Annotated in this window: 19 protein-coding genes; 13 read left to right on the top strand and 6 right to left on the bottom strand. The window is 64.0% G+C overall.

What is annotated here, in order from left to right:
* Window positions 1-32: 32 nt before the first annotated feature.
* The gene (locus KEC45_RS07835) at window positions 33-3,200 is read right to left on the bottom strand and encodes a YdbH domain-containing protein (RefSeq protein ID WP_252171882.1); all 3,168 of its coding nucleotides are present in this window, start codon (window positions 3,198-3,200) and stop codon (window positions 33-35) included.
* Window positions 3,201-3,369: 169 nt separating this feature from the next.
* Between KEC45_RS07835 and radC the strand changes: the two genes are divergently transcribed.
* Together radC and rnk are read left to right on the top strand one after the other, a co-directional pair.
* The gene (gene radC / locus KEC45_RS07830; protein ID WP_252171881.1) at window positions 3,370-4,047 is read left to right on the top strand and encodes a DNA repair protein RadC; all 678 of its coding nucleotides are present in this window, start codon (window positions 3,370-3,372) and stop codon (window positions 4,045-4,047) included.
* A gap of 205 nt (window positions 4,048-4,252) precedes the next feature.
* The gene (rnk, locus tag KEC45_RS07825; protein WP_252171880.1) at window positions 4,253-4,660 is read left to right on the top strand and encodes a nucleoside diphosphate kinase regulator; all 408 of its coding nucleotides are present in this window, start codon (window positions 4,253-4,255) and stop codon (window positions 4,658-4,660) included.
* Between the two features lie 61 nt (window positions 4,661-4,721).
* Here the strand turns inward: rnk and KEC45_RS07820 are convergent, their stop codons facing one another.
* Entirely contained in the window at window positions 4,722-5,204 is a 483-nt protein-coding gene (locus KEC45_RS07820; protein WP_062181076.1) for a calcium-binding protein, read from the bottom strand.
* A 27-nt stretch (window positions 5,205-5,231) separates the two neighbouring features.
* Window positions 5,232-5,522, bottom strand: coding sequence for a hypothetical protein (locus tag KEC45_RS07815; protein ID WP_062181079.1), 291 nt, complete (start codon window positions 5,520-5,522; stop codon window positions 5,232-5,234).
* A gap of 199 nt (window positions 5,523-5,721) precedes the next feature.
* Here KEC45_RS07815 and purB point away from each other — a divergent pair, with 199 nt between their 5' ends.
* The 9 genes from purB (at window position 5,722) to KEC45_RS07770 (ending at window position 13,493) form a co-directional block, all read left to right on the top strand.
* Window positions 5,722-7,032, top strand: coding sequence for an adenylosuccinate lyase (gene purB, locus KEC45_RS07810; protein WP_252171879.1), 1,311 nt, complete (start codon window positions 5,722-5,724; stop codon window positions 7,030-7,032).
* A 199-nt stretch (window positions 7,033-7,231) separates the two neighbouring features.
* On the top strand, window positions 7,232-7,573 hold the full coding sequence (locus KEC45_RS07805) for a lipopolysaccharide assembly protein LapA domain-containing protein (protein WP_252171878.1): 342 nt from the start codon (window positions 7,232-7,234) through the stop codon (window positions 7,571-7,573).
* The gene (gene pyrF, locus KEC45_RS07800) at window positions 7,570-8,244 is read left to right on the top strand and encodes an orotidine-5'-phosphate decarboxylase (RefSeq protein ID WP_252171877.1); all 675 of its coding nucleotides are present in this window, start codon (window positions 7,570-7,572) and stop codon (window positions 8,242-8,244) included. The genes KEC45_RS07805 and pyrF overlap by 4 nt, the downstream gene beginning before the upstream one ends.
* A 106-nt stretch (window positions 8,245-8,350) precedes the next feature.
* Complete coding sequence (locus KEC45_RS07795) at window positions 8,351-8,983, top strand: phosphoribosylanthranilate isomerase (RefSeq protein ID WP_252172027.1); 633 nt, start codon at window positions 8,351-8,353, stop codon at window positions 8,981-8,983.
* Window positions 8,980-10,191 carry a tryptophan synthase subunit beta gene (gene trpB / locus KEC45_RS07790; RefSeq protein WP_062181092.1) on the top strand — a complete coding sequence of 404 codons (1,212 nt, stop codon included), beginning with the start codon at window positions 8,980-8,982 and terminating at the stop codon, window positions 10,189-10,191. The genes KEC45_RS07795 and trpB overlap by 4 nt, the downstream gene beginning before the upstream one ends.
* Window positions 10,188-10,385 carry a hypothetical protein gene (locus KEC45_RS07785; RefSeq protein ID WP_062181095.1) on the top strand — a complete coding sequence of 66 codons (198 nt, stop codon included), beginning with the start codon at window positions 10,188-10,190 and terminating at the stop codon, window positions 10,383-10,385. Before trpB ends, KEC45_RS07785 begins: the two co-directional genes overlap by 4 nt.
* Entirely contained in the window at window positions 10,382-11,173 is a 792-nt protein-coding gene (gene trpA, locus KEC45_RS07780) for a tryptophan synthase subunit alpha (protein ID WP_252171876.1), read from the top strand. The genes KEC45_RS07785 and trpA overlap by 4 nt, the downstream gene beginning before the upstream one ends.
* Window positions 11,170-12,021, top strand: a complete 852-nt coding sequence (accD, locus tag KEC45_RS07775; RefSeq protein ID WP_062181101.1) for an acetyl-CoA carboxylase, carboxyltransferase subunit beta — start codon at window positions 11,170-11,172, stop codon at window positions 12,019-12,021. The genes trpA and accD overlap by 4 nt, the downstream gene beginning before the upstream one ends.
* Window positions 12,022-12,152: 131 nt before the next feature.
* Window positions 12,153-13,493: a folylpolyglutamate synthase/dihydrofolate synthase family protein gene (locus KEC45_RS07770; protein ID WP_252171875.1), complete on the top strand. Its 1,341-nt coding sequence runs from the start codon at window positions 12,153-12,155 to the stop codon at window positions 13,491-13,493.
* Window positions 13,494-13,533: 40 nt separating this feature from the next.
* Here the strand turns inward: KEC45_RS07770 and KEC45_RS07765 are convergent, their stop codons facing one another.
* A complete protein-coding gene (locus KEC45_RS07765; protein ID WP_252171874.1) occupies window positions 13,534-15,093 on the bottom strand; it encodes an MFS transporter in 1,560 nt (519 codons plus the stop codon).
* Between the two features lie 101 nt (window positions 15,094-15,194).
* Window positions 15,195-15,656, bottom strand: a complete 462-nt coding sequence (locus tag KEC45_RS07760) for a response regulator (RefSeq protein ID WP_252171873.1) — start codon at window positions 15,654-15,656, stop codon at window positions 15,195-15,197.
* A 131-nt stretch (window positions 15,657-15,787) separates the two neighbouring features.
* On the opposite strand from KEC45_RS07760, the gene KEC45_RS07755 reads away from it, so the two are divergent.
* Together KEC45_RS07755 and rsmD are read left to right on the top strand one after the other, a co-directional pair.
* Window positions 15,788-16,648, top strand: a complete 861-nt coding sequence (locus tag KEC45_RS07755; RefSeq protein ID WP_252171872.1) for a pseudouridine synthase — start codon at window positions 15,788-15,790, stop codon at window positions 16,646-16,648.
* Window positions 16,648-17,190 carry a 16S rRNA (guanine(966)-N(2))-methyltransferase RsmD gene (rsmD, locus tag KEC45_RS07750; RefSeq protein ID WP_062181114.1) on the top strand — a complete coding sequence of 181 codons (543 nt, stop codon included), beginning with the start codon at window positions 16,648-16,650 and terminating at the stop codon, window positions 17,188-17,190. Before KEC45_RS07755 ends, rsmD begins: the two co-directional genes overlap by 1 nt.
* On the opposite strand, the gene KEC45_RS07745 is transcribed toward rsmD, so the two are convergent.
* The gene (locus KEC45_RS07745; RefSeq protein ID WP_252172026.1) at window positions 17,177-18,442 is read right to left on the bottom strand and encodes an MFS transporter; all 1,266 of its coding nucleotides are present in this window, start codon (window positions 18,440-18,442) and stop codon (window positions 17,177-17,179) included. The two genes, rsmD and KEC45_RS07745, sit on opposite strands and share 14 nt — an antisense overlap.
* Between the last annotated feature and the right edge of the window lie 44 nt (window positions 18,443-18,486).

Here is an 18,486-nt window from a genome sequence, read left to right as displayed (position 1 = left end):
GGCGGGCCTCCTTGCTCCAGTCTCGGGTATCTTCATCGCACGGGCTCGCTTTCTGGTGGCTGAACGGGGTTGGATGCTGCCTTGGCGGCGGCTTCGGCTTCTTCCTGCGCGCGCATCAGCGCGGGCAAATTCTGTTCGATGAGCAGCGACGGATCATAAAAGCCCTTCGCCGACGTCAGCAACTGGCGGAAGGGCGCGCGGATCTTCACGTTGAAGATCAGCGGCAGTTTAGCGACCTGGTTGATCAGGAAGTTGCGCGTGGCGCCCTCGCCCTGCCCCACGCCGCCAAAGCGGATATCGGTCACCATTTCGCCGTCGAGATCCCCGTTCAAGATGATCGTGAGATCGTCATATTTGAGGCTGCGCAGCGCGCCAAAGGCAAAATTGGCGATCGTCCCGAGATTGCGGTTCGACAATTCACCGACATAGGCGAGCGTACCGCCGCCGCCGCGCGAATCGATACGGCCATTGACGATTCGTCCGCCGAGGCCGTCGAATTCGACCGGCAAGGTTCCGTCGAACACCCCCGTCGCATTGATATTGTCAAAACCAAAGCTTTGGAGGAACACGGCAGCATCGACCCCGACGATGTCGAACGACAGCCGCCGTGCATTCGCCGCGCTGAAATCAAGCGTCGTCGGATGGAGCAGCAGCTTGCCACCGCCGAAGGGCCAGCTTCCACCCTCGACCCGTACACGATTGTCGCCGAGCAGCCGATATTCGATCTCGCCGTCGAGCACCGGGATGCCGGGATTGATTTCCTTGACCTTCGCAATCTGGCCTGGTGCGGTTTTGAGGCCGATCAGATCATCAAAGCTGATGGTCGTCGTCAGCCCGGTCACCGGGCCGAACGCCGCCGCGAGGCTGGTATCGGCGGTAGCGAACGTGCCGCGGCTCGTGACGCCATCGGCCGTCCACTCGATCCGCCCGTCGCCGACCACCGATCCCCGGACGTTGGCAACGACGCCGAGCGCGAGACTGGTGAGCTGATCGGGCTGGAATGCTTCGCTGAAGCGCAATTCCTTTACCGTCAGGTCCGCCGAACCACTACTGTCGGAAAGCCGGTGACGAATAAGCGTGTCGAGAATTTTCGTCCCAGTCTTCCGCTCGTTGAAGCCCGCCTTCGCCTCGATGATCCCGTTCGCGAACCGTAAATTCGCATCGTTGCTGACAAGCGGGAAGAAGCGCGGCTCGGGCGCTGCGTCGGTGAGCAACAGCCCGCCGTCGAGCGTCAAAGCACCCTTCTCAAAACGCCATTGCCCTCCGATCTCGCTCATGTTGAGGGGCACCGCGCCGATCTTGCCGCTTGCGCCGCGCAGATCCCCAGCCATCCCTTTCGGCGTCGCGCGTCCATTCAGGCTTGCGGTGGCAAAGTGCGTTACGCTCTCCCCCTCACCCAACCGCACATCGGCGCGCGCAAGCGACCAGCGCATCGCGGCCAGATCGATGCTTGCCGGACCACTCGTCAGGCTGAACGGCGAGCTACCGCTTGTCCCGCGCAAATCAATCCGGGGAATGCGGATATCGCCGCGCAGCCCGTCGGGGCCCGCGCTGAGCAGCGACGCACCGGGACGGCTGCACAGGTCGACGGAGCCTCGTCCAAGCCGGAAGCCGCTAACCTCGATCCGGTCGGCTGCGACACGGCTGCACCCGCCGTCGAACGCGAGTGCGCCCGTCGGCGCCAAAAATCCGTTCAGCGGCACAGTCAGCCGCTCGACACGCCCTCCTGCGAGCGGGCCCGACAGCGCGGCTGTCGTCGCAAAACGCAGCAATCCGCCCGCGCCGCCCGAAAAACGCACCGGCGTCAAGGATAGCCGCGCTCCATCGGCGCTATAAGGATCGAGACTGGCGAGCCCGGTCACCCTGCCCTCGGCGCTGCGATCAAGGCGCAGCGTTCCCGATGGCAAGTCGCCCCCCGCGATACTCCAGCTTCCCGTTGCGATCACTGCAGGCTCTTCTGCGCCGTAAAGATAGCCGATGCGGCTGTCCGCGCTGCCGGTGAAGCGCGCGCCGCTCGCGCTCGTCAATTCGGGCGCGATCAGGTCGACGCGCGCCGTCGGCCCCTCCCCCGCGATCGCGAAGCCTGCGCTGCCGCTCGCGTCGGCGAGCACACGGCTGAATGCCGCCATTGCCTTCGCCGCTAACGGGCCGACCGGCGTACCGGCCAGTCCGCGCGCGCTTTCGTTGAGCGAACGGCGCAAATCGGTGCTGCCGCTTGCGCGTGCGAAGCTGATTCGCCCGTCGAGCTTCGGTGCAGCGCTGCCGACACTGCCCCGGGCTTCAAGTTTCACGGTATCGGCCGCGAAATCGGCGCCCCGTAGCCGTGCCATCGCAGCATCGACGTCGAGTTTCGTCTGCAACGCTGTGCCGTCAAAACGGGCGAGCAGCCCCATCCGATCGGCCGCGACCGGCCCCGCGACTAATCGAGTGATGCTCGCGTCTGCCTTGCCTTTCCAGCTTTGCAGGTCCTCCGAGAGCGAGAGGTCAAGCGCGACCTGCGGCGACGCCGCAGAGACGCCACTATCCGCACAGGTCAGAGACCGCCCGCGCAAGGGGCCGACAAGCTGCAGCCGAACATTGCGAACCAGCACCGCACCATAAAAGCTGACGTCGTCCGCCCTGCATCCCGCCGCCACAATCGTCGGCGCGACCAGCGCGAGCTTGCCGGTGAAATCGCGGCGCAAATTGCCGCCGCCATTGAGCGCCGCGCCGATATTGCCCCATGGCGTTTCGACCCGTGCCCGCGCGTCGCGCAAGGCCACCGACAGGTCGGGCAAGGCGAAGGGATCCTTGCTTTCCGGGTCGCGAAACTTGTCTAGCGAGCCGAACGACAGGCGCCCGTCGACAAAACGCCCGTAAAGTCGCACGCCGTCGGCATTGATCCCCGAGACATATGGCCCCTGCCAGCCATAGCCGAGCAGGACTTCGACCTTGCGCGCGATCAGGTCGGGATGCTTTGGGTCACCGATGACGATGTTCGACAATATCTCGCTGCGAAAGCCGATGCGGTCGATCGTGTAGCGCGCCGGAACACCGCGGCTGTCGAGCTGGTCGCGGATGAATTCGTCGGCGATCGGCTCGCGCGCGAGCCACGCTCCTGCAATCAGAATCGTGACCGCGCCGGCGGTCAGCCAGCGCTTTTTGAACAGCAGCGTCCGATATTTGAGCCGCCGCCGGGTGTCCGCTTCCGCGTCACTCATGGAAGGCGGCCGATGACGTCATGGCGGATAAATTTCGTCCTCCGGACCCATTCCCATTTAGGGCAGAAACGCCGGAAATCCCGTTTCGATGCAGGAAATTGATCCGGTTCGCCATCTTCCTTTCCCTATGCCCGTTGAGTGCGCGTCACAAGGCGGTTATTGCCGTCCGATGGGGGACACACCGGATCATGTCGGTCACCGGTCGCGGCTGCGCGCGCGCCTGCTCGACGATGCGGAAGGCCTCGCCGATTACGAGCTCGTCGAATATCTGCTCGCGCTCGCCATTCCCCGCCGCGATACCAAGCCGCTTGCGAAGGCTTTATTGCGTGAATTCGGTTCGCTTGCGCAGTTGGTCAGCGCCGATCCCGAATCACTGCGGCGTGTCGACGGGCTTGGCGATAGCGGAATCGCGGCGCTTAAAATCGTCCAAGCGACGGGGCTGCGCCTCCTGAAGGGCGAGTTTCGGGACAAGCCCCTGCTATCCAGTTGGGACGCGCTGCTCGACTGGCTGCGCGCCGATATGGGACCGATCGACGTCGAGCGCGTCCGCATCCTCTATCTGAATTCGCGCAACATGCTGATCCGCGACGAGCTTGCGAGCGAGGGATCGATCGACCAGTCGGCGATCTACGTCCGCGAGGTGATCAAGCGTGCGCTAGAGCTCGGTGCTTCTGCGATCATTCTTGTTCACAACCATCCTAGCGGCAGCCCTGAACCAAGCCGGCAGGATATCGCGATCACCAGGGAGATTGCGACCGCCGCCGCAAATCTCGGCATAGCGCTTCACGATCACATCATTATCGGCGGGTCCGATTATCGCAGCTTCCGAGCGATGGGACTGATCTAGCTTTGACTTCCCTCGCTGGGCGGGACATCATCGCCGTCATGCAGATTCGGCTCAGCCTTCTTCATTTCCGCCATCAAGGGGGACAGCTTCTCGCGGGCATCTAGCCCCGGGTTCCGGCGCAACCGCCCCGAGCCCGGGGCACCTTCCGTCAAAAATATTGCCGCGCGTGGCCAAAACGTCACGCGCCAGCCGGAAAGTCCGCGCCATGACCAAGAAGAAAAGCGGGGCAACCATGCCCCATATCCGCATGATCGACAGTGAAGCCGACGCCCTGACCGAACTGACGCTGCAGCAGCAGCGCGATTCAGTTCGCTTCTACGAACTGCTGCTTGAAGAGATCGACCGTGCCGCCATCTGCGGACGCGCCGACATCCCGTCCGACGTCGTCACAATGGGCTCCAGTGTGACCTTCACAGATGAGAAAAGCGGCGCAGAACGAACGATCCGGCTGGTCTATCCGGCCGAAGCCGACATATCGGCGGGGCGAATGTCTATCCTGACGCCCGTCGGCGCCGGCCTGATCGGCCTCAGTGTCGGCCAGTCGATCAATTGGCCCGATCGCGGGGGTGCCGAGCACCGGCTGACGATCGTCGCGGTCCAGCAGCCCGCATAGTCTGCACGGCGATGCAGCCGCCGGATCGCTCCGACGGCTGCACCACCCCGCGGGACGCCGTTTAGGCGCCGCGCGACAGGAAACCGGTCAATTCGGTCTTGTTCACCGCGCCCGACTTGTCGCCGTCGGCCGAAGCGAACGCCTGACCGATCCAGGTCTTTACCTCGGCCGATTCGACATCGGCGCTGGGATCGGTCGCGGCACGCAGCTTCTTCATCCACGCGCCGAACTCGGCTTCGTTCAGATCGCCATTCTTGTCCCCGTCATAAGTCGGGAATTCCTGTTCGACGATCTGGGCGATTTGCGTGGGCGTTGCCGCTGCTCCCGACGGCGCCGGCTCGCTGGCCGACGCGGGCGGCGTCGATGCATCGGGCGCAGGCGCCGGAGCGGTCGCCGGTTCAGCAGGGGCCGGCGTGGTCGATTCCGGGCCCGGGGCCGGTTCGGTCGCCGTCGGCGGCGAAGCCGGGTCGGCGGGCGGGGTCGATTGCGCAAGAGCCGGGAAGCTGATCGCGGCAGCGCCGATCAAAAGCATCTGTTTCAACATGGTCTATCTCCTGTTTCTGGAAAGATTTTACTGCGGATCCGGCTTGGGTTCTTCTTCGGAGTCCGGAGCAGGCTGGTCAGCCGGAGGGGTCGGCTCGGCCGCGGGGGGCGTGTCGCTCGGGGTAGCGTCCTCGGTGGGGGCCTGATCGGTCGGCTTCGTCTCGTCCGTCGGCTTCTTGTCGGGATCGGGGGTCGTCGTATCGGTCGGCGCCGGCTGCGACTGGGTGCTCGGGGCAGGTTCTTCAGCCGGAGCGGTCGTCTGAGCCAGGGCGGGGAAACTGATAGCCGCCGCGCCGATCAAAAGCACTTGTTTCAACACGTTTATTCTCCTGTAACGGCGACTTCGATGGTCGGTGCGACCTGTCGCCTTTCTGATGGGGCATGAGAGCAACCCGTCGTCTTTCCGCAAAGTTGCGCAGCGTCCGGGTTTGGCGAAACGCCCCGTCCCTGCTACGGGGCGGCCCGTCGTGGTTCCGCAGGGATTCCGCGACAAGGCGCCCGAAAAGGAAGGAAATTCAATGGTTCCGCGTTACGCACGACCGGAAATGACCGCGATCTGGTCAGCCGAGAATCGGTTTCGCATCTGGTTCGAGATCGAAGCGCACGCGACCGACGCCCTTGCCGAACTCGGCACGGTGCCCAAATCTGCCGCCAAAGCGCTTTGGGATTGGTGGGCCACGAACCCCGTCATCGACGTCGCCGCGATCGACGCGATCGAAGCCGTTACCAAGCACGACGTCATCGCTTTCCTGACCTGGGTTGCGGAGAATGTCGGCGACGAAGCACGCTTCATGCACCAAGGCATGACGTCGAGCGACGTGCTGGACACCTGCCTTGCGGTGCAGCTCAGTCAGGCGGCCGATATATTGCTAGCCGACCTCGATGCGCTGCTAGAAGCGATCAAGCGCCGCGCCTATGAGCATAAGCTGACCCCCACAATCGGCCGCAGCCACGGCATTCACGCCGAACCCGTAACCTTCGGGCTCAAGCTCGCCGAGGCCTATGCCGAATTCTCGCGCTGCAAGCTCCGCCTGCAAGCCGCACGCGCCGAGATCGCAACCTGCGCTATCTCGGGCGCGGTCGGCACCTTCGCCAATATCGACCCCCGGGTCGAAGAGCATGTCGCCGCCAAGCTAGGCCTCGCGATCGAGCCAGTCTCGACGCAGGTCATCCCGCGCGATCGCCACGCCATGTTCTTCGCCGTGCTCGGCGTTATCGCCTCTTCTATCGAACGCCTGTCGGTCGAGGTCCGCCACCTCCAGCGCACCGAGGTGCTTGAGGCCGAGGAATATTTCTCGCCCGGCCAGAAGGGCTCGTCGGCGATGCCGCACAAGCGCAACCCCGTACTCACCGAGAATCTCACTGGCCTTGCGCGCATGGTCCGCAGCGCCGCGATCCCCGCGATGGAGAATGTCGCGCTGTGGCACGAACGCGATATCAGCCACTCGTCGGTCGAACGCTTCATCGGTCCCGACGCGACGATCACGCTCGATTTCGCGCTCGCGCGCCTGACCGGCGTCGTCGACAAGCTGCTCGTCTATCCCGAGCGGATGCAGAAGAATCTCGACCGCATGGGCGGCCTCGTCCATTCGCAGCGCGTCCTGCTCGCGCTGACGCAAGCGGGCGCGAGCCGCGAGGAAAGCTATGTCCTCGTTCAACGGAACGCGATGAAGGTGTGGGAATCGGACGGCCAGCTCTCGTTGCTCGAACTACTCAAGGGCGATGCCGATGTGACCGCGAAGTTGTCGGCCGACGAACTGACCGCGCTCTTCGACCTCGGCTACCATATGAAGCATGTCGACACGATCTTTGACCGGGTGTTCGGATAGACAAATAGCCTCCCTGTGCCGCAGGCATGGGGAGGTCGCATCGCTCGGCGCTGACGGAGGAGCTATTGCGCGGCCCCTCCACCATCCGCTCCGCGGACGGGTCCCCTCCCCCTGCCTGCGGCATAGGGAGGATCAAAAACTGGAATCGCACGGCATTCTGTCATAGGGTCGGCGGCAGACCGGCAGAGGAGCAAGACGAGTGGGTATCCTGCGAACGATCATCTGGGTCCTGTTGACCGCCGTGCTGGTCATTTTTGCGATGGCGAACTGGATTCCGGTGACAGTCACGATCTGGCCGGGCCAGGTTCTCGATACCAAATTGCCGGTGCTGATCCTTGCAGCCTTCCTGATCGGCAGCGTGCCGATGTGGATCGCGCTGCGCACGACGCGCTGGTCGATGAAGCGCCGCCTTGACGCGAGCGAGCGACAGGCTGCCGACCTCCGCGCGCTCGCGAACCGCCCCGTGGAAGTTACGCCCTCCGCGCCGGTAAACGATGTTCCCCCGGCCCCCACCGACCTATTTTCTACGGACAAACCATGACATCCCCGCTTTACCTCGCCATCGACACCACGCACCTCGACGCGGCTCTGACGCTCGCGCAAAAGGTTCGGCGCCACGTCGGCGGGCTCAAGCTGGGCCTCGAATTTTTCTGCGCCAACGGTCATCACGGCGTCCACGAAATGGCGAAACTCGGCCTGCCGATCTTCCTCGACCTCAAGCTTCACGATATTCCCAATACCGTTGCCAAGGCGATCCAGGCGCTCCGCACTCTCGAACCCGCCGTGCTCACCGTCCACGCTGCGGGCGGGCGGGCGATGCTCGAAGAGGCAAAGGCCGCGGCCGGGCTGAATACAAAAGTCGTCGCCGTTACCGTGCTCACCAGCCTCGACGTCCCCGATCTTGAAGACATAGGCGTCGGCGGCACACCGCACGATCAAGTCGTGCGCCTCGCCGCGCTCGCGCGCGAATCCGGGCTCGACGGCATCGTCTGTTCGGGACAGGAGGTGAAAGCGGCACGAAAGGCTTGGCCTAGCGGCTATTTCGTCGTCCCGGGCGTCCGCCCCGCCAACGGCAAGGTCGGCGACCAGAAGCGCGTCGTCACGCCGGCGCAGGCTATGGCCGACGGCGCGTCGATCCTTGTCGTGGGCCGCCCGATCAGCCAGTCGGCCGACCCGGATCTCGCCGCGCGCGAGATCGAAGCCACGCTCTAACCGACACATCCGTCATCCCGGCAAAGGCCGGGGTCTCGCCGTGGCCCTAGTGCTGCACCGTGGGGATCCCGGCCTTTGCCGGGATGACGACAGGATAAAGATGACAATGCCCCCACTCGTCAAAATCTGCGGCCTCAAGACGATCGAAGAGGTCGATGCCGCCATCCGTCACGGCGCGACGCATATTGGCCTCAATCACTATGAGCCGAGCCCGCGCTATGTCGATCTCAAGACTGCGGCCGAGCTGCGCAAACGTGCCGGCGCGGGGAACGTCAAGGTCGCGTTGCTGCTCGTCAATGCATCGCAGCAAGTCACCGGCGACGCGCTCGGCATGGTGCGCCCCGACATTGTCCAGTTCCACGGCAACGAAACCCCCGAATGGCTGGGCGTCGTGAAGCGGCTGACCCCGGCGGAAGTCTGGAAAGCCGTTGGGTTGAAGGACGCCGACACGCTGGTGCGAATGCAAAAATATCACGGCGTCGCCGACCGTATCCTGTTCGACGCTCCCGCTGCCGCCATGCCCGGCGGCACCGGCACGCGCTTCGACTGGTCGCTGCTCCAAAATCATCGCCACACGATGGATTGGGGCATTGCGGGTGGGCTGACCCCCGACAATGTCGCGCAGGCGATCGCCGAAACCGGCGCCCCCCTCGTCGATGTCTCGTCGGGCGTCGAGAGCGCACCGGGGGTAAAGGATATAGACAAGATCGCCGCTTTCCTTAAAGCCGCCGGTCGATGACCCAGCTTCCTAACAGTCTTCGCACCGGCCCCGACGAACGAGGCCATTTCGGTCAGTTCGGCGGCCGCTATGTCGCCGAAACGCTGATGCCGCTGATCCTCGACCTCGAGCGCCACTATCGCGCGGCGCAAGCCGACCCCGCGTTCAAGGCCGAGTTCGATTATCTGCTGAAACATTATGTTGGGCGCCCAAGCCCACTATGGTTCGCCGAACGCCTGACCACGGAACTCGGCGGGGCAAAGATCTACCTGAAGCGCGAGGACCTCAACCACACCGGCGCGCACAAGATCAACAATTGCATCGGCCAGATTCTGCTCGCGAAACGCATGGGCAAAACGAAGATCATCGCGGAAACCGGTGCGGGCCAGCACGGCGTCGCAACCGCGACCGTCGCTGCGCTGTTCGGCCTGCCCTGCACCATCTTCATGGGCGCGGTCGACGTCGCGCGGCAGCAACCTAATGTGTTTCGCATGAAATTGCTCGGGGCCGAAGTTGTCGCGGTCGAAAGCGGCGCAAAGACGCTGAAGGATGCGATGAACGAGGCGCTGCGCCACTGGGTCGCAAACGTCCACGACACGTTCTACATCATCGGCACCGTTGCAGGCCCGCATCCCTATCCCGAACTCGTCCGCGACTTCCAGTCGGTGATCGGCGACGAAGCTCGCGAGCAAATCCTCGACGCCGAGGGACGGCTGCCCGACATGCTGATCGCACCTGTCGGCGGCGGATCCAACGCAATCGGCCTGTTTCACCCATTCCTCGACGACGACAGCGTAGAGATCGTCGGCGTCGAAGCCGCGGGCGAAGGCCTCGACGGCAAACACGCCGCAAGCCTTGCGGGCGGCCGCCCCGGCATCCTTCACGGCAACAAGACCTATCTGCTGCAGGACGATGATGGTCAGATCACCGAGGCGCACAGCATTTCGGCAGGCCTCGACTATCCGGGCATCGGCCCGGAGCACAGCTGGCTCCACGAAATCGGCCGCGTCCGTTATGAGCCCGTGACCGATGCCGAAGCACTGGCAAGCTTCCAGAAGCTGACCAAACTGGAAGGCATCATCCCCGCGCTCGAGAGCGCGCACGCGATCGCCGCCGCCGAACGCATCGCGCCGACCTTGGGCAAGGACAAGATCATCATCGTCAATTGCTCAGGCCGCGGGGACAAGGATATCTTTACGGTGGCCGATGCGTTGGGAGTTGTATTGTGAACCCCGGTCAACGTCGTGCGATCATCGTCTTTTTGATCGCGGCAGCCGTTCAAGCGCTCGGCTTTCCGCTGATCAGCAAGATTTTCGGCTTGGGTGACCGCTTCCAATCGCCGTCCTGGGTGGTTGTCGTGCTTGTCTCGCTCATGTTCGTGTGGCTCGACAAAGCTGCCAATCAGAAGAAGCCTGCCGAATGACCCGCTTCGCAACCGCCTTCGCCAAACCCCGTCCCGCGCTGGTAGCCTTCATCACCGGCGGCGACGGCGACACCGCCGCCAACCTCGACGCGCTCGTCGCGGGGGGCGCCGATGTGATCGAGCTCGGGATGCCCTTCACCGATCCGATGGCCGATGGCCCCGCGATCCAGGCGGCGAACCTGCGCAGCCTCGCAAAAGGCACGACCACCGCCGACCTGTTCGCGATTGCCTCGGCGTTCCGCAACCGCCACCCCGACACGCCGCTTGTTCTGATGGGTTACGCCAACCCGATGACGATCCGTGGTCCCGAATGGTTTGCTGCCGAATGCGCGAAGGCAGGCGTCGACGGCATCATCTGCGTCGATATTCCGTCGGAAGAGGACCCTGAACTCGGCCCCGCACTTCGCGCTGCGGGGGTCGACCTGATCCGGCTCGCCACCCCGACCACCGACGCCGCACGCTTACCCGATGTCCTGAACGGCGCGGGCGGCTTTCTCTATTATGTCTCGGTCGCGGGCATCACCGGCCAGCAACAGGCGGCGCAAGCCAGTATCGACGAAGCTGTCGCACGCCTGAAGGCTGCCACCGACCTGCCCGTCGCCGTCGGTTTCGGCGTCCGCACCCCCGAACAGGCCGCTGCCATCGCGCGCGTCGCCGACGGCGTGGTCGTCGGATCGGCCTTCATCGATATCATTGCCGAACATGGCGACGCCGCAGCGCCGCATGTCGAGGCTTTCACCCGCACCCTTGCCGATGCTATCCACGGCGCAAAGGAGATCGCCGCATGAGCTGGCTCGACCGCGTTCGCAACGCGCTGCCCTTCGGGGCGAAACGCGACACCGCCGACAACCTCTGGCACAAGTGCCGCCAGTGCCAGCAGATGGTGTTCGTCAAGGAATGGGAAGACAATCTCAACGTCTGCCCGCGCTGCGACCATCACGACCGGATCGGCGCGACCGAGCGCTTCGCGCAGCTATTCGACGGTGGCCTGCATGAATTGATCAGCGCACCCGCGGCACCCGAAGATCCGCTGAAATTCCGCGACACCAAGAAATATGTCGACCGCATCAAGGCGGCGCGCGCGCAGACCGGCGACCGCGACGCCTATCAGAATGCGTTCGGCCGCATCTCGGGCAAAGGCGCGGTAATCGGCGTTCAGGATTTCGCCTTCATGGGCGGATCGATGGGCGTCGCCGTCGGCGAAGCCTTTGTCGCCGGTGTCGAGGACGCGATCAGGCGCGGGGTTCCCTATGTCGCGATCACTGCTGCTGGCGGTGCGCGGATGCAGGAAGGCACGCTGTCGTTGATGCAGATGCCACGAGCCACGGTCGCGCTAGCGCGCCTGCGCCGCGCCGGCCTCCCCTATATCGTGCTGCTCACCGATCCGACCACAGGCGGCGTCACCGCCAGCTATGCGATGCTCGGCGACATCCAGATCAGCGAACCCAAGGCGCTGATCGGCTTCGCGGGTCAACGCGTGATCGAAAATACGATCCGCGAGAAACTGCCCGAAGGATTCCAGCGCGCCGAATATCTTCTCGATCACGGGATGATCGACATGGTCGTGCATCGCAAGGACTTGCCCGAAACGCTGGGCCGCCTGATCGGCTACCTCGCACCCGAAAAGGCGGCTTAACCTTTCCCGCGTCGTCATTGCGAGGACCCCGGCGAAAGCCGGGGGACGCGGCAATCCAGCGAGCTCGCAAACCGCCCTGGATTGCTTCGCTGCGCCCGCAATGACGAACTATTGATAGGCTCCGTCTAACGATGCCCGACCACGCCCAAAGCTCCGACTCCGCAGTGCAGGCTCAACTCGACCGCCTCGCCGCTCTCTCGCCGGGCCGCGACATCCTCGGCCTCGAACGCATTGCAGAGCTTTGCGCGCGCCTCGGCAATCCGCAGAATCAACTTCCTCGAACCTTCCATGTCGCGGGTACCAACGGCAAGGGATCGACCTGTGCGTTTCTCCGTGCGATCCTCGAAGCGCAAGGCCGCCGCGTCCATTCTTACACCAGCCCGCACCTAGTACATTTCAATGAACGCATCCGCCTTGCCGGAACGCTGATCGACGACGCGCTGCTTGCATCGCTGCTCGAAGAAGTGCTCGACGAGGCCGCCGATCTTCAGGCAAGCTTCTTCGAAGTCACCACGGCCGCTGCCTTCCTTGCCTTCGCGCGCATCCCCGCCGACGACTGTATCATCGAGGTCGGCCTGGGCGGTCGCCTCGACGCGACCAACATCATCCCGCCGCCCGCGGTCGCCGGCATCGCGTCGCTCGGCATCGACCATGAAGCCTTCCTCCTCGCCCCCGAAGCCGGGACACCGGACGATCCCGCCATGCGCATTGCGTGGGAAAAGGCGGGCATCATCAAAGCCGATACGCCCGTCGCCACCCTCGCCTATCCGCCCCATATCCGCGATACCATCGCCGCGAAGGTCGCCGACGTCGGCGCAACATTTTTCCCCGAAGGCGACGGCTGGACGATCGAGACCGACGGCGATGCTTTCCATTGGACCTCGAAACTGGGCTCGATCGAGCCGCCGCTGCGTCCGCGCATGGCCGGTGCACATCAGATGCGCAACGCCGGGCTTGCCATCGCCATGCTACGCCTCGCGCCCAATCCCCAGCCGACCGACGCCCAGATCGCGCAAGGTATTGCCGATGCCTTCTGGCCTGCGCGGATGCAGCGCCTCGGCGCTGGGCCGCTTACGAAGCTCCTGCCGGGCGGCGCCGGAACCTGGCTCGACGGCGGTCACAATCCCGATGCGGGCGCCGCGCTCGCAAAAACACTTCGCGATCGGGCGCCGCTTCACATCGTCTGCGGTCTTCTGAAGAATAAGGACGCAATGGGCTTTCTTCGCCCGTTCGCCGACCGCATCGCATCGTTTCAGGCAGTTCCGATCCCGGGGCACGAACATCATGATCCCAAGGATCTATGCCGCTGGGTCCAGGCCGATCTGGGCATCGTAGATGCGCAGCCCTGCGACGATGTCGCCGCGGCGCTGCATTATATCGCCGACAACCGCGCCGGGGCCGACGTACTGATCTGCGGCTCGCTCTATCTTGCCGGCGTCGTTCTCGACCTCAACAACGAGTGGCCGACCTAACGCGACGTCGGCTATTGATATTTCGCCAGCCCCGGCATGCTCAAGCAGTCGCGACCTTCCGCTTGCCTTTCCACGCCAGCAATATGCCGACAACGAACGCGACGAGCGACGCGGCGAGAATATGTGCGCCGAGTTCGAGCTGCTGATAGAGGAGAACCCCGACCAATCCCGCTACTATCAAGGCAAATCCAACGATCCGCCATGCGCCGACCGGCTGCTTGAGCTGCCGATCATCGATCGCGCCGGTCTGGCGGATGCTCTCAACGACATAACCCTTGCTCCACAGTACCCACAGCAGGATCATGCCCGGGATCGCTGCGGCGACGGTGAAACCCCAGAAGCCCACCCAGCCCAGCTTCTCCGCTACGATGCCCGCAGGGCCCGCCATGAATGTGCGCCCTACGCCGGCAAAGGATGACAGCAATGCGAATTGCGTTGCGGTATAAGCGATACTCGACAGGCCCGAGAGATAGGTGGCGAACACGGTAAGCCCAATGCCGCTCGTCAGATTTTCAGTGACGATCGCCGCGACGAGCATCCAGTAATTGTTGCCCGTAGCGGCAAGGATCATGAACATGACGTTCGAGAACATCATCATGAAGCCAGAGATCAGCAGGGCGCGGCCCATGCCGAGCCACAGTAGGAAGGGCGCACCGAGCGCCGAGCCGACGATCAGCGCGCCAAAGCCCCACAGCTTGTTGGCCGAAATATAGTCGAGGTCGGGAAAGCCGAGATCAACGATCATCGGTCCGAGCATCGTCTGCCCCATCGCGTCACCGACTTTGTACACGAGCACGAATCCGAGGATGAGGAACGCGCCGTGGCGCGTCAGGAACTCGCGGAAGGGATTGACGACCGCCTCGGTCAGCCACTGTCCGGCCTTCATTCCCGATGCATGTTCGAACCGGTCGACGAATTTGCCGGGCCCCGCCCAAAGCGCGCCGAGGATCGCGGGAACAATGCAAAAGGCGGTCAGACCATAAGCGGTCGCCCAGCCCAGCCCGAGCCCTTCGCTCGACGCGAAATAGATCGTACCCGCTCCGGCAATCAGATTGCCGGTTCGGTACCCGAACTGATTGGTCGCGGTGCCGTGCGCGAACTCGTCTTCTTCCAGTATCTCGATACGATAGGCGTCGATAACGATGTCCTGCGTCGCCGACAGGAAGGCCGTGATCAGCGCCCAGACCGCGAACAAGCCGATGTCGCCGGGTTTCGGGTCGCTGGCGCCGAGCTGCCAGATCGAAACGAACAGCAGGGCCTGAATGAGGAACAGCCAGCCGCGTCTTTGCCCAAAAGTCCGGGTCAGGAACGGCAACGGTAGCTTGTCGACAAGCGGCGCCCACAGGAATTTGAGCGTATAGGGGATGCCCAAGGCGACCGCGAAGCCGATCGTCGCCGTATCGATCCCGACCTTTGCCAGCCAGAAGGTCATCGTCGCGATCAGCAGCGTTAGTGGAAATCCGCTCGAGATGCCGAGCAGGAACGTGATCATCGGGTTTTTGCGCAGATACGGCCGGAACGCCGGGATCGACAGCGCGACGATCGCCAGTCCGCCAAGGATCGCCACGAAAATGATAAACCGAATCAGATCAACCGACATGCGTACGCTCCCCGCGCATCCGCCGGGCGGACACATTGTTATGGCCAAGGCCTATAGCCTTGGCCTCAAATTGGAAGCGGCTATTTATCGATTGGCCGCGGTCACGCCGCAGCAGGGCGCCAGAAAGTCGTCAGCCCGCTTACCTTGCGCGGCGCCTGATTTTTGCATGCCATCATCTCGACGGCCTTCAGCGCCGATACGAGTGCCGATGCACTGTGCGGCTTGCCAAGGCAGGCGATGGCGATTTCTTCGGCGTCGGCGGGACATTGGCCCGTCACCAGCAGCACGGCGATACCGCGGTCGCGCGCCAGTCGGGCAACTTCGCGCCCCGTCATATGCCCCGCGAGGCCAAGATCGAGAACAACCGCATCCACCGGCTCGGCGGCCATGATCGCCACCGCGGCCTCGCCCGAATCGACCGTCGCGACAATGTCGTACCCGCTGATTTTCAGCGTGTGCTCATTGTCGAACGCGGTCAGCGGATCATCCTCGATGATCAGCAATCGTTTGATGCAGGTCGGGCGGTGGCCAAAGAGCATGATGACTCCCTCAAACAACGCCATGACTCGCTCCGTGCCGTCCTGCAAGATCGCTTCTGCTTGCCATCGACGAAGCGAGTCTTTTCCGGCTATGAGCGTGATCACAACGCAACACATTTTCCGACAATAACGACAAGAAAGTCGCATCTGTTCCCATGAACACACGCCGTCCACCCCGCCCCGCCCCCCGCTCGGCGCCTAAAGCTGCCGGCGATCGCGACGCGCCGAAGGGACGCCGCGCCGCTCGCGGTGTCGCGTCCGCACTCAAGGCAAAACCCGCCGAGGCCGAGCGTGAGGATGGGCCGCAACGCATCGCAAAGCTGCTCGCGCGCGCTGGCATCGGGTCGCGGCGCGATGTCGAGCGGATGATCGAGGAAGGCCGCATCGCGCTGAATGGTCAGGTGATCGTCCAGCCGGCGCCGCTCTTGTCGTCGCTCGAGGGGTTGACGGTCGACGGCACCCCCGTGGCCAAGCCGGTCTCGACGCGGCTCTATCGCTTTCACAAGCCCGCCGGCTGCATCACTGCAGCACGCGATCCGAAAGGCCGCAAGACGATCTATGATCTGCTGCCCAAGGATCTTCCGCGCCTGATGCCCGTCGGCCGCCTCGACTATAATACCGAGGGGCTGCTGCTCCTCACCAACGATGGCGAGTTCAAGCGCCAGCTCGAACTGCCCGCGAGCGGGGTCGAGCGCACCTATCGCGCCCGCGCGTTCGGCGACATCAGCCAGGCGCAGCTTGAGGAACTGGCGATGGGGATCGAGATCGACGGCGTCCGCTATGGCAAGATCGACGCCAACCTCGAACGCCGCACCGGGCGCAACCAGTGGGTCGAAATGACACTGACCGAGGGCAAGAACCGCGAAGTCCGCAAGGTGCTCGAACATTTCGGGCTGCAGGTCAGCCGCCTCATCCGTACGCGCTATGGCGCGTTCGAACTTGGCGGCATGCCGCTCGGCGCGGTCGACGTCGTGCCGCGCGACGAATTGTTCAAATTCCGGCGGCAGATGGGATGATGCGGGTCATCGCTGGCGAATGGCGTGGCCGCAAGTTGCTCGCGCCCAAAAATGACGCGACGCGTCCGACCGCCGACCGCACGCGCGAGACGCTCTTCTCGATGCTGACGAGCCGCGTCGGCAGTTTCGAAGGGCTGGCGGTCGCCGACCTGTTTGCCGGATCGGGCGCGCTCGGGATAGAGGCGCTGTCGCGCGGGGCCGAGCAATGCCTGTTCGCCGAGCAGGATCGCGACGCGCTCGACATACTCCGCAAGAATTTGGCGACATTCGGGGCAACGCCGCGCGCCGACATTCGTGCCGGATCGGTTCTCGCACTGGGACCGGCGCGGCGCACCTATGATCTTCTGTTGCTCGATGCGCCTTATGACACCGGCGCAGGCAGCGTCGCGCTCGACAAACTCAATCGCCTCGGCTGGATCGGACCCGACAGCCTGATCTCGATCGAAACCGCGGAGAAGGAAACGGTCGAGGTCGCGGGCTTTGAAATCGACGCGACACGAAAGGTCGGCAAAGCCAAGCTGACCTTGCTCAGGCTGGCGTAACGGTCCGGCGGACCATCAGCAGCCCCAGCCAGCTCACCACGCCTGCCAGCGCAAGATAGAAACCCACCGTCCCCGTCCCGCCCCATTCGGCGAGCGCTTGGGCGATGATCGGCGCCATGGCTCCGCCCAATATCCCGCCCGCATTGAATGCGACCGAAGCACCCGTATATCGGACATGCACCGGGAACAGGCCGGTCAGCCAGCTACCGAGCGGCCCATAGACCAGCCCCATGACGAACAGCGCCGTGGCAAGGCCCACGAAGATGATCGGCCAGCTTCCCGATGCGAGCGACGGTCCGAACACGAACCCAATGAGCACGGTCGCGCCGCAGCCCCAGGTCAGCACGCGCTGTTCGCTCGACGCATCGCTGGCATAACCCGCGAAAATGATGCCGACCGCCATGAACAGGATCGCGCCGAGCTGGGTCAGCAGGAACTGCTCCTTCGGATAGCCGAGTGCCTGCGTGCCATGCCCAAGCGCAAAGCTGGTCGCGAGATAGAAGATCGCGAAACAGGCGACGACCGCGAACGTCCCCGCAAGCGTCGGAACCAGATGATGGCGGACCAGGTCGCCGATCGGCACTGCTACCGGCGCGTCCTTCTCCAGCGCCTCCGCGAAATCCGGCGTCTCGGTGATCTTGAGCCGCACCCAAAGCCCCAGGCCGACAAGGATCGCCGACAGCAGGAACGGAATGCGCCAGCCCCACGCGGCAAAATCGGCGTCGTCGAGCCCCAGGCCAAGCAGCAGGAACAGGCCATTCGCCGCGATGAACCCCACGGGCGCGCCCAATTGCGGGAACATGCCGAAGCGCGACTTCCATCCCGGCGGCGCATTCTCGACCGCAAGCAATGCCGCCCCGCCCCACTCGCCGCCGAGCCCGAAGCCCTGCCCGAAACGCAGGATGCAGAGCAGCAAAGGCGCAACCCATCCGACCATCGCATAGGTCGGCAGGAAGGCTATGAGCAAAGTCGACGCTCCCATGAGCATAAGCGACGCGACGAGCGTCGACTTGCGCCCAATCCGGTCGCCATAATGTCCGAACACGATCGCTCCGACGGGCCGTGCGAAGAAGGCCAGACCGAAAGTCATGAAGCTGTACATCAGCTGCGCCGAGTCCGAACTCTCGGGAAAGAAGAGCGGCCCGAACACCAGCGCTGCCGCGGTGCCGTATATGTAGAAGTCGTAAAATTCGACTGCGGTGCCGACAAGGCTCGCGGTCAGGATGCGCCGATGCGCCCGGTAAGGTGCCAGATCCACGGGCGATGCCCCTCCCATTTGATGTCGGCGCCGCTTTG

The sequence above is a fragment of the Sphingopyxis sp. USTB-05 genome (genome assembly GCF_023822045.1).
Lineage (GTDB): Bacteria > Pseudomonadota > Alphaproteobacteria > Sphingomonadales > Sphingomonadaceae > Sphingopyxis.
Note: the sequence above shows the minus strand (reverse complement) of the source record. Positions and strands in the feature narration are given on the sequence as shown.

What these genes read in the sequence shown, in the direction of transcription:
- KEC45_RS07835 (WP_252171882.1), bottom strand. Translation starts at nt 3,200, where the DNA reads ATGAGTGACGCGGAAGCGGACACCCGGCGGCGGCTCAAATATCGGACG.
- radC (WP_252171881.1), top strand. Translation starts at nt 3,370, where the DNA reads ATGGGGGACACACCGGATCATGTCGGTCACCGGTCGCGGCTGCGCGCG.
- rnk (WP_252171880.1), top strand. Translation starts at nt 4,253, where the DNA reads ATGACCAAGAAGAAAAGCGGGGCAACCATGCCCCATATCCGCATGATC.
- KEC45_RS07820 (WP_062181076.1), bottom strand. Translation starts at nt 5,204, where the DNA reads ATGTTGAAACAGATGCTTTTGATCGGCGCTGCCGCGATCAGCTTCCCG.
- purB (WP_252171879.1), top strand. Translation starts at nt 5,722, where the DNA reads ATGGTTCCGCGTTACGCACGACCGGAAATGACCGCGATCTGGTCAGCC.
- pyrF (WP_252171877.1), top strand. Translation starts at nt 7,570, where the DNA reads ATGACATCCCCGCTTTACCTCGCCATCGACACCACGCACCTCGACGCG.
- KEC45_RS07795 (WP_252172027.1), top strand. Translation starts at nt 8,351, where the DNA reads ATGCCCCCACTCGTCAAAATCTGCGGCCTCAAGACGATCGAAGAGGTC.
- trpB (WP_062181092.1), top strand. Translation starts at nt 8,980, where the DNA reads ATGACCCAGCTTCCTAACAGTCTTCGCACCGGCCCCGACGAACGAGGC.
- trpA (WP_252171876.1), top strand. Translation starts at nt 10,382, where the DNA reads ATGACCCGCTTCGCAACCGCCTTCGCCAAACCCCGTCCCGCGCTGGTA.
- accD (WP_062181101.1), top strand. Translation starts at nt 11,170, where the DNA reads ATGAGCTGGCTCGACCGCGTTCGCAACGCGCTGCCCTTCGGGGCGAAA.
- KEC45_RS07770 (WP_252171875.1), top strand. Translation starts at nt 12,153, where the DNA reads ATGCCCGACCACGCCCAAAGCTCCGACTCCGCAGTGCAGGCTCAACTC.
- KEC45_RS07765 (WP_252171874.1), bottom strand. Translation starts at nt 15,093, where the DNA reads ATGTCGGTTGATCTGATTCGGTTTATCATTTTCGTGGCGATCCTTGGC.
- KEC45_RS07760 (WP_252171873.1), bottom strand. Translation starts at nt 15,656, where the DNA reads ATGGCGTTGTTTGAGGGAGTCATCATGCTCTTTGGCCACCGCCCGACC.
- KEC45_RS07755 (WP_252171872.1), top strand. Translation starts at nt 15,788, where the DNA reads ATGAACACACGCCGTCCACCCCGCCCCGCCCCCCGCTCGGCGCCTAAA.
- rsmD (WP_062181114.1), top strand. Translation starts at nt 16,648, where the DNA reads ATGCGGGTCATCGCTGGCGAATGGCGTGGCCGCAAGTTGCTCGCGCCC.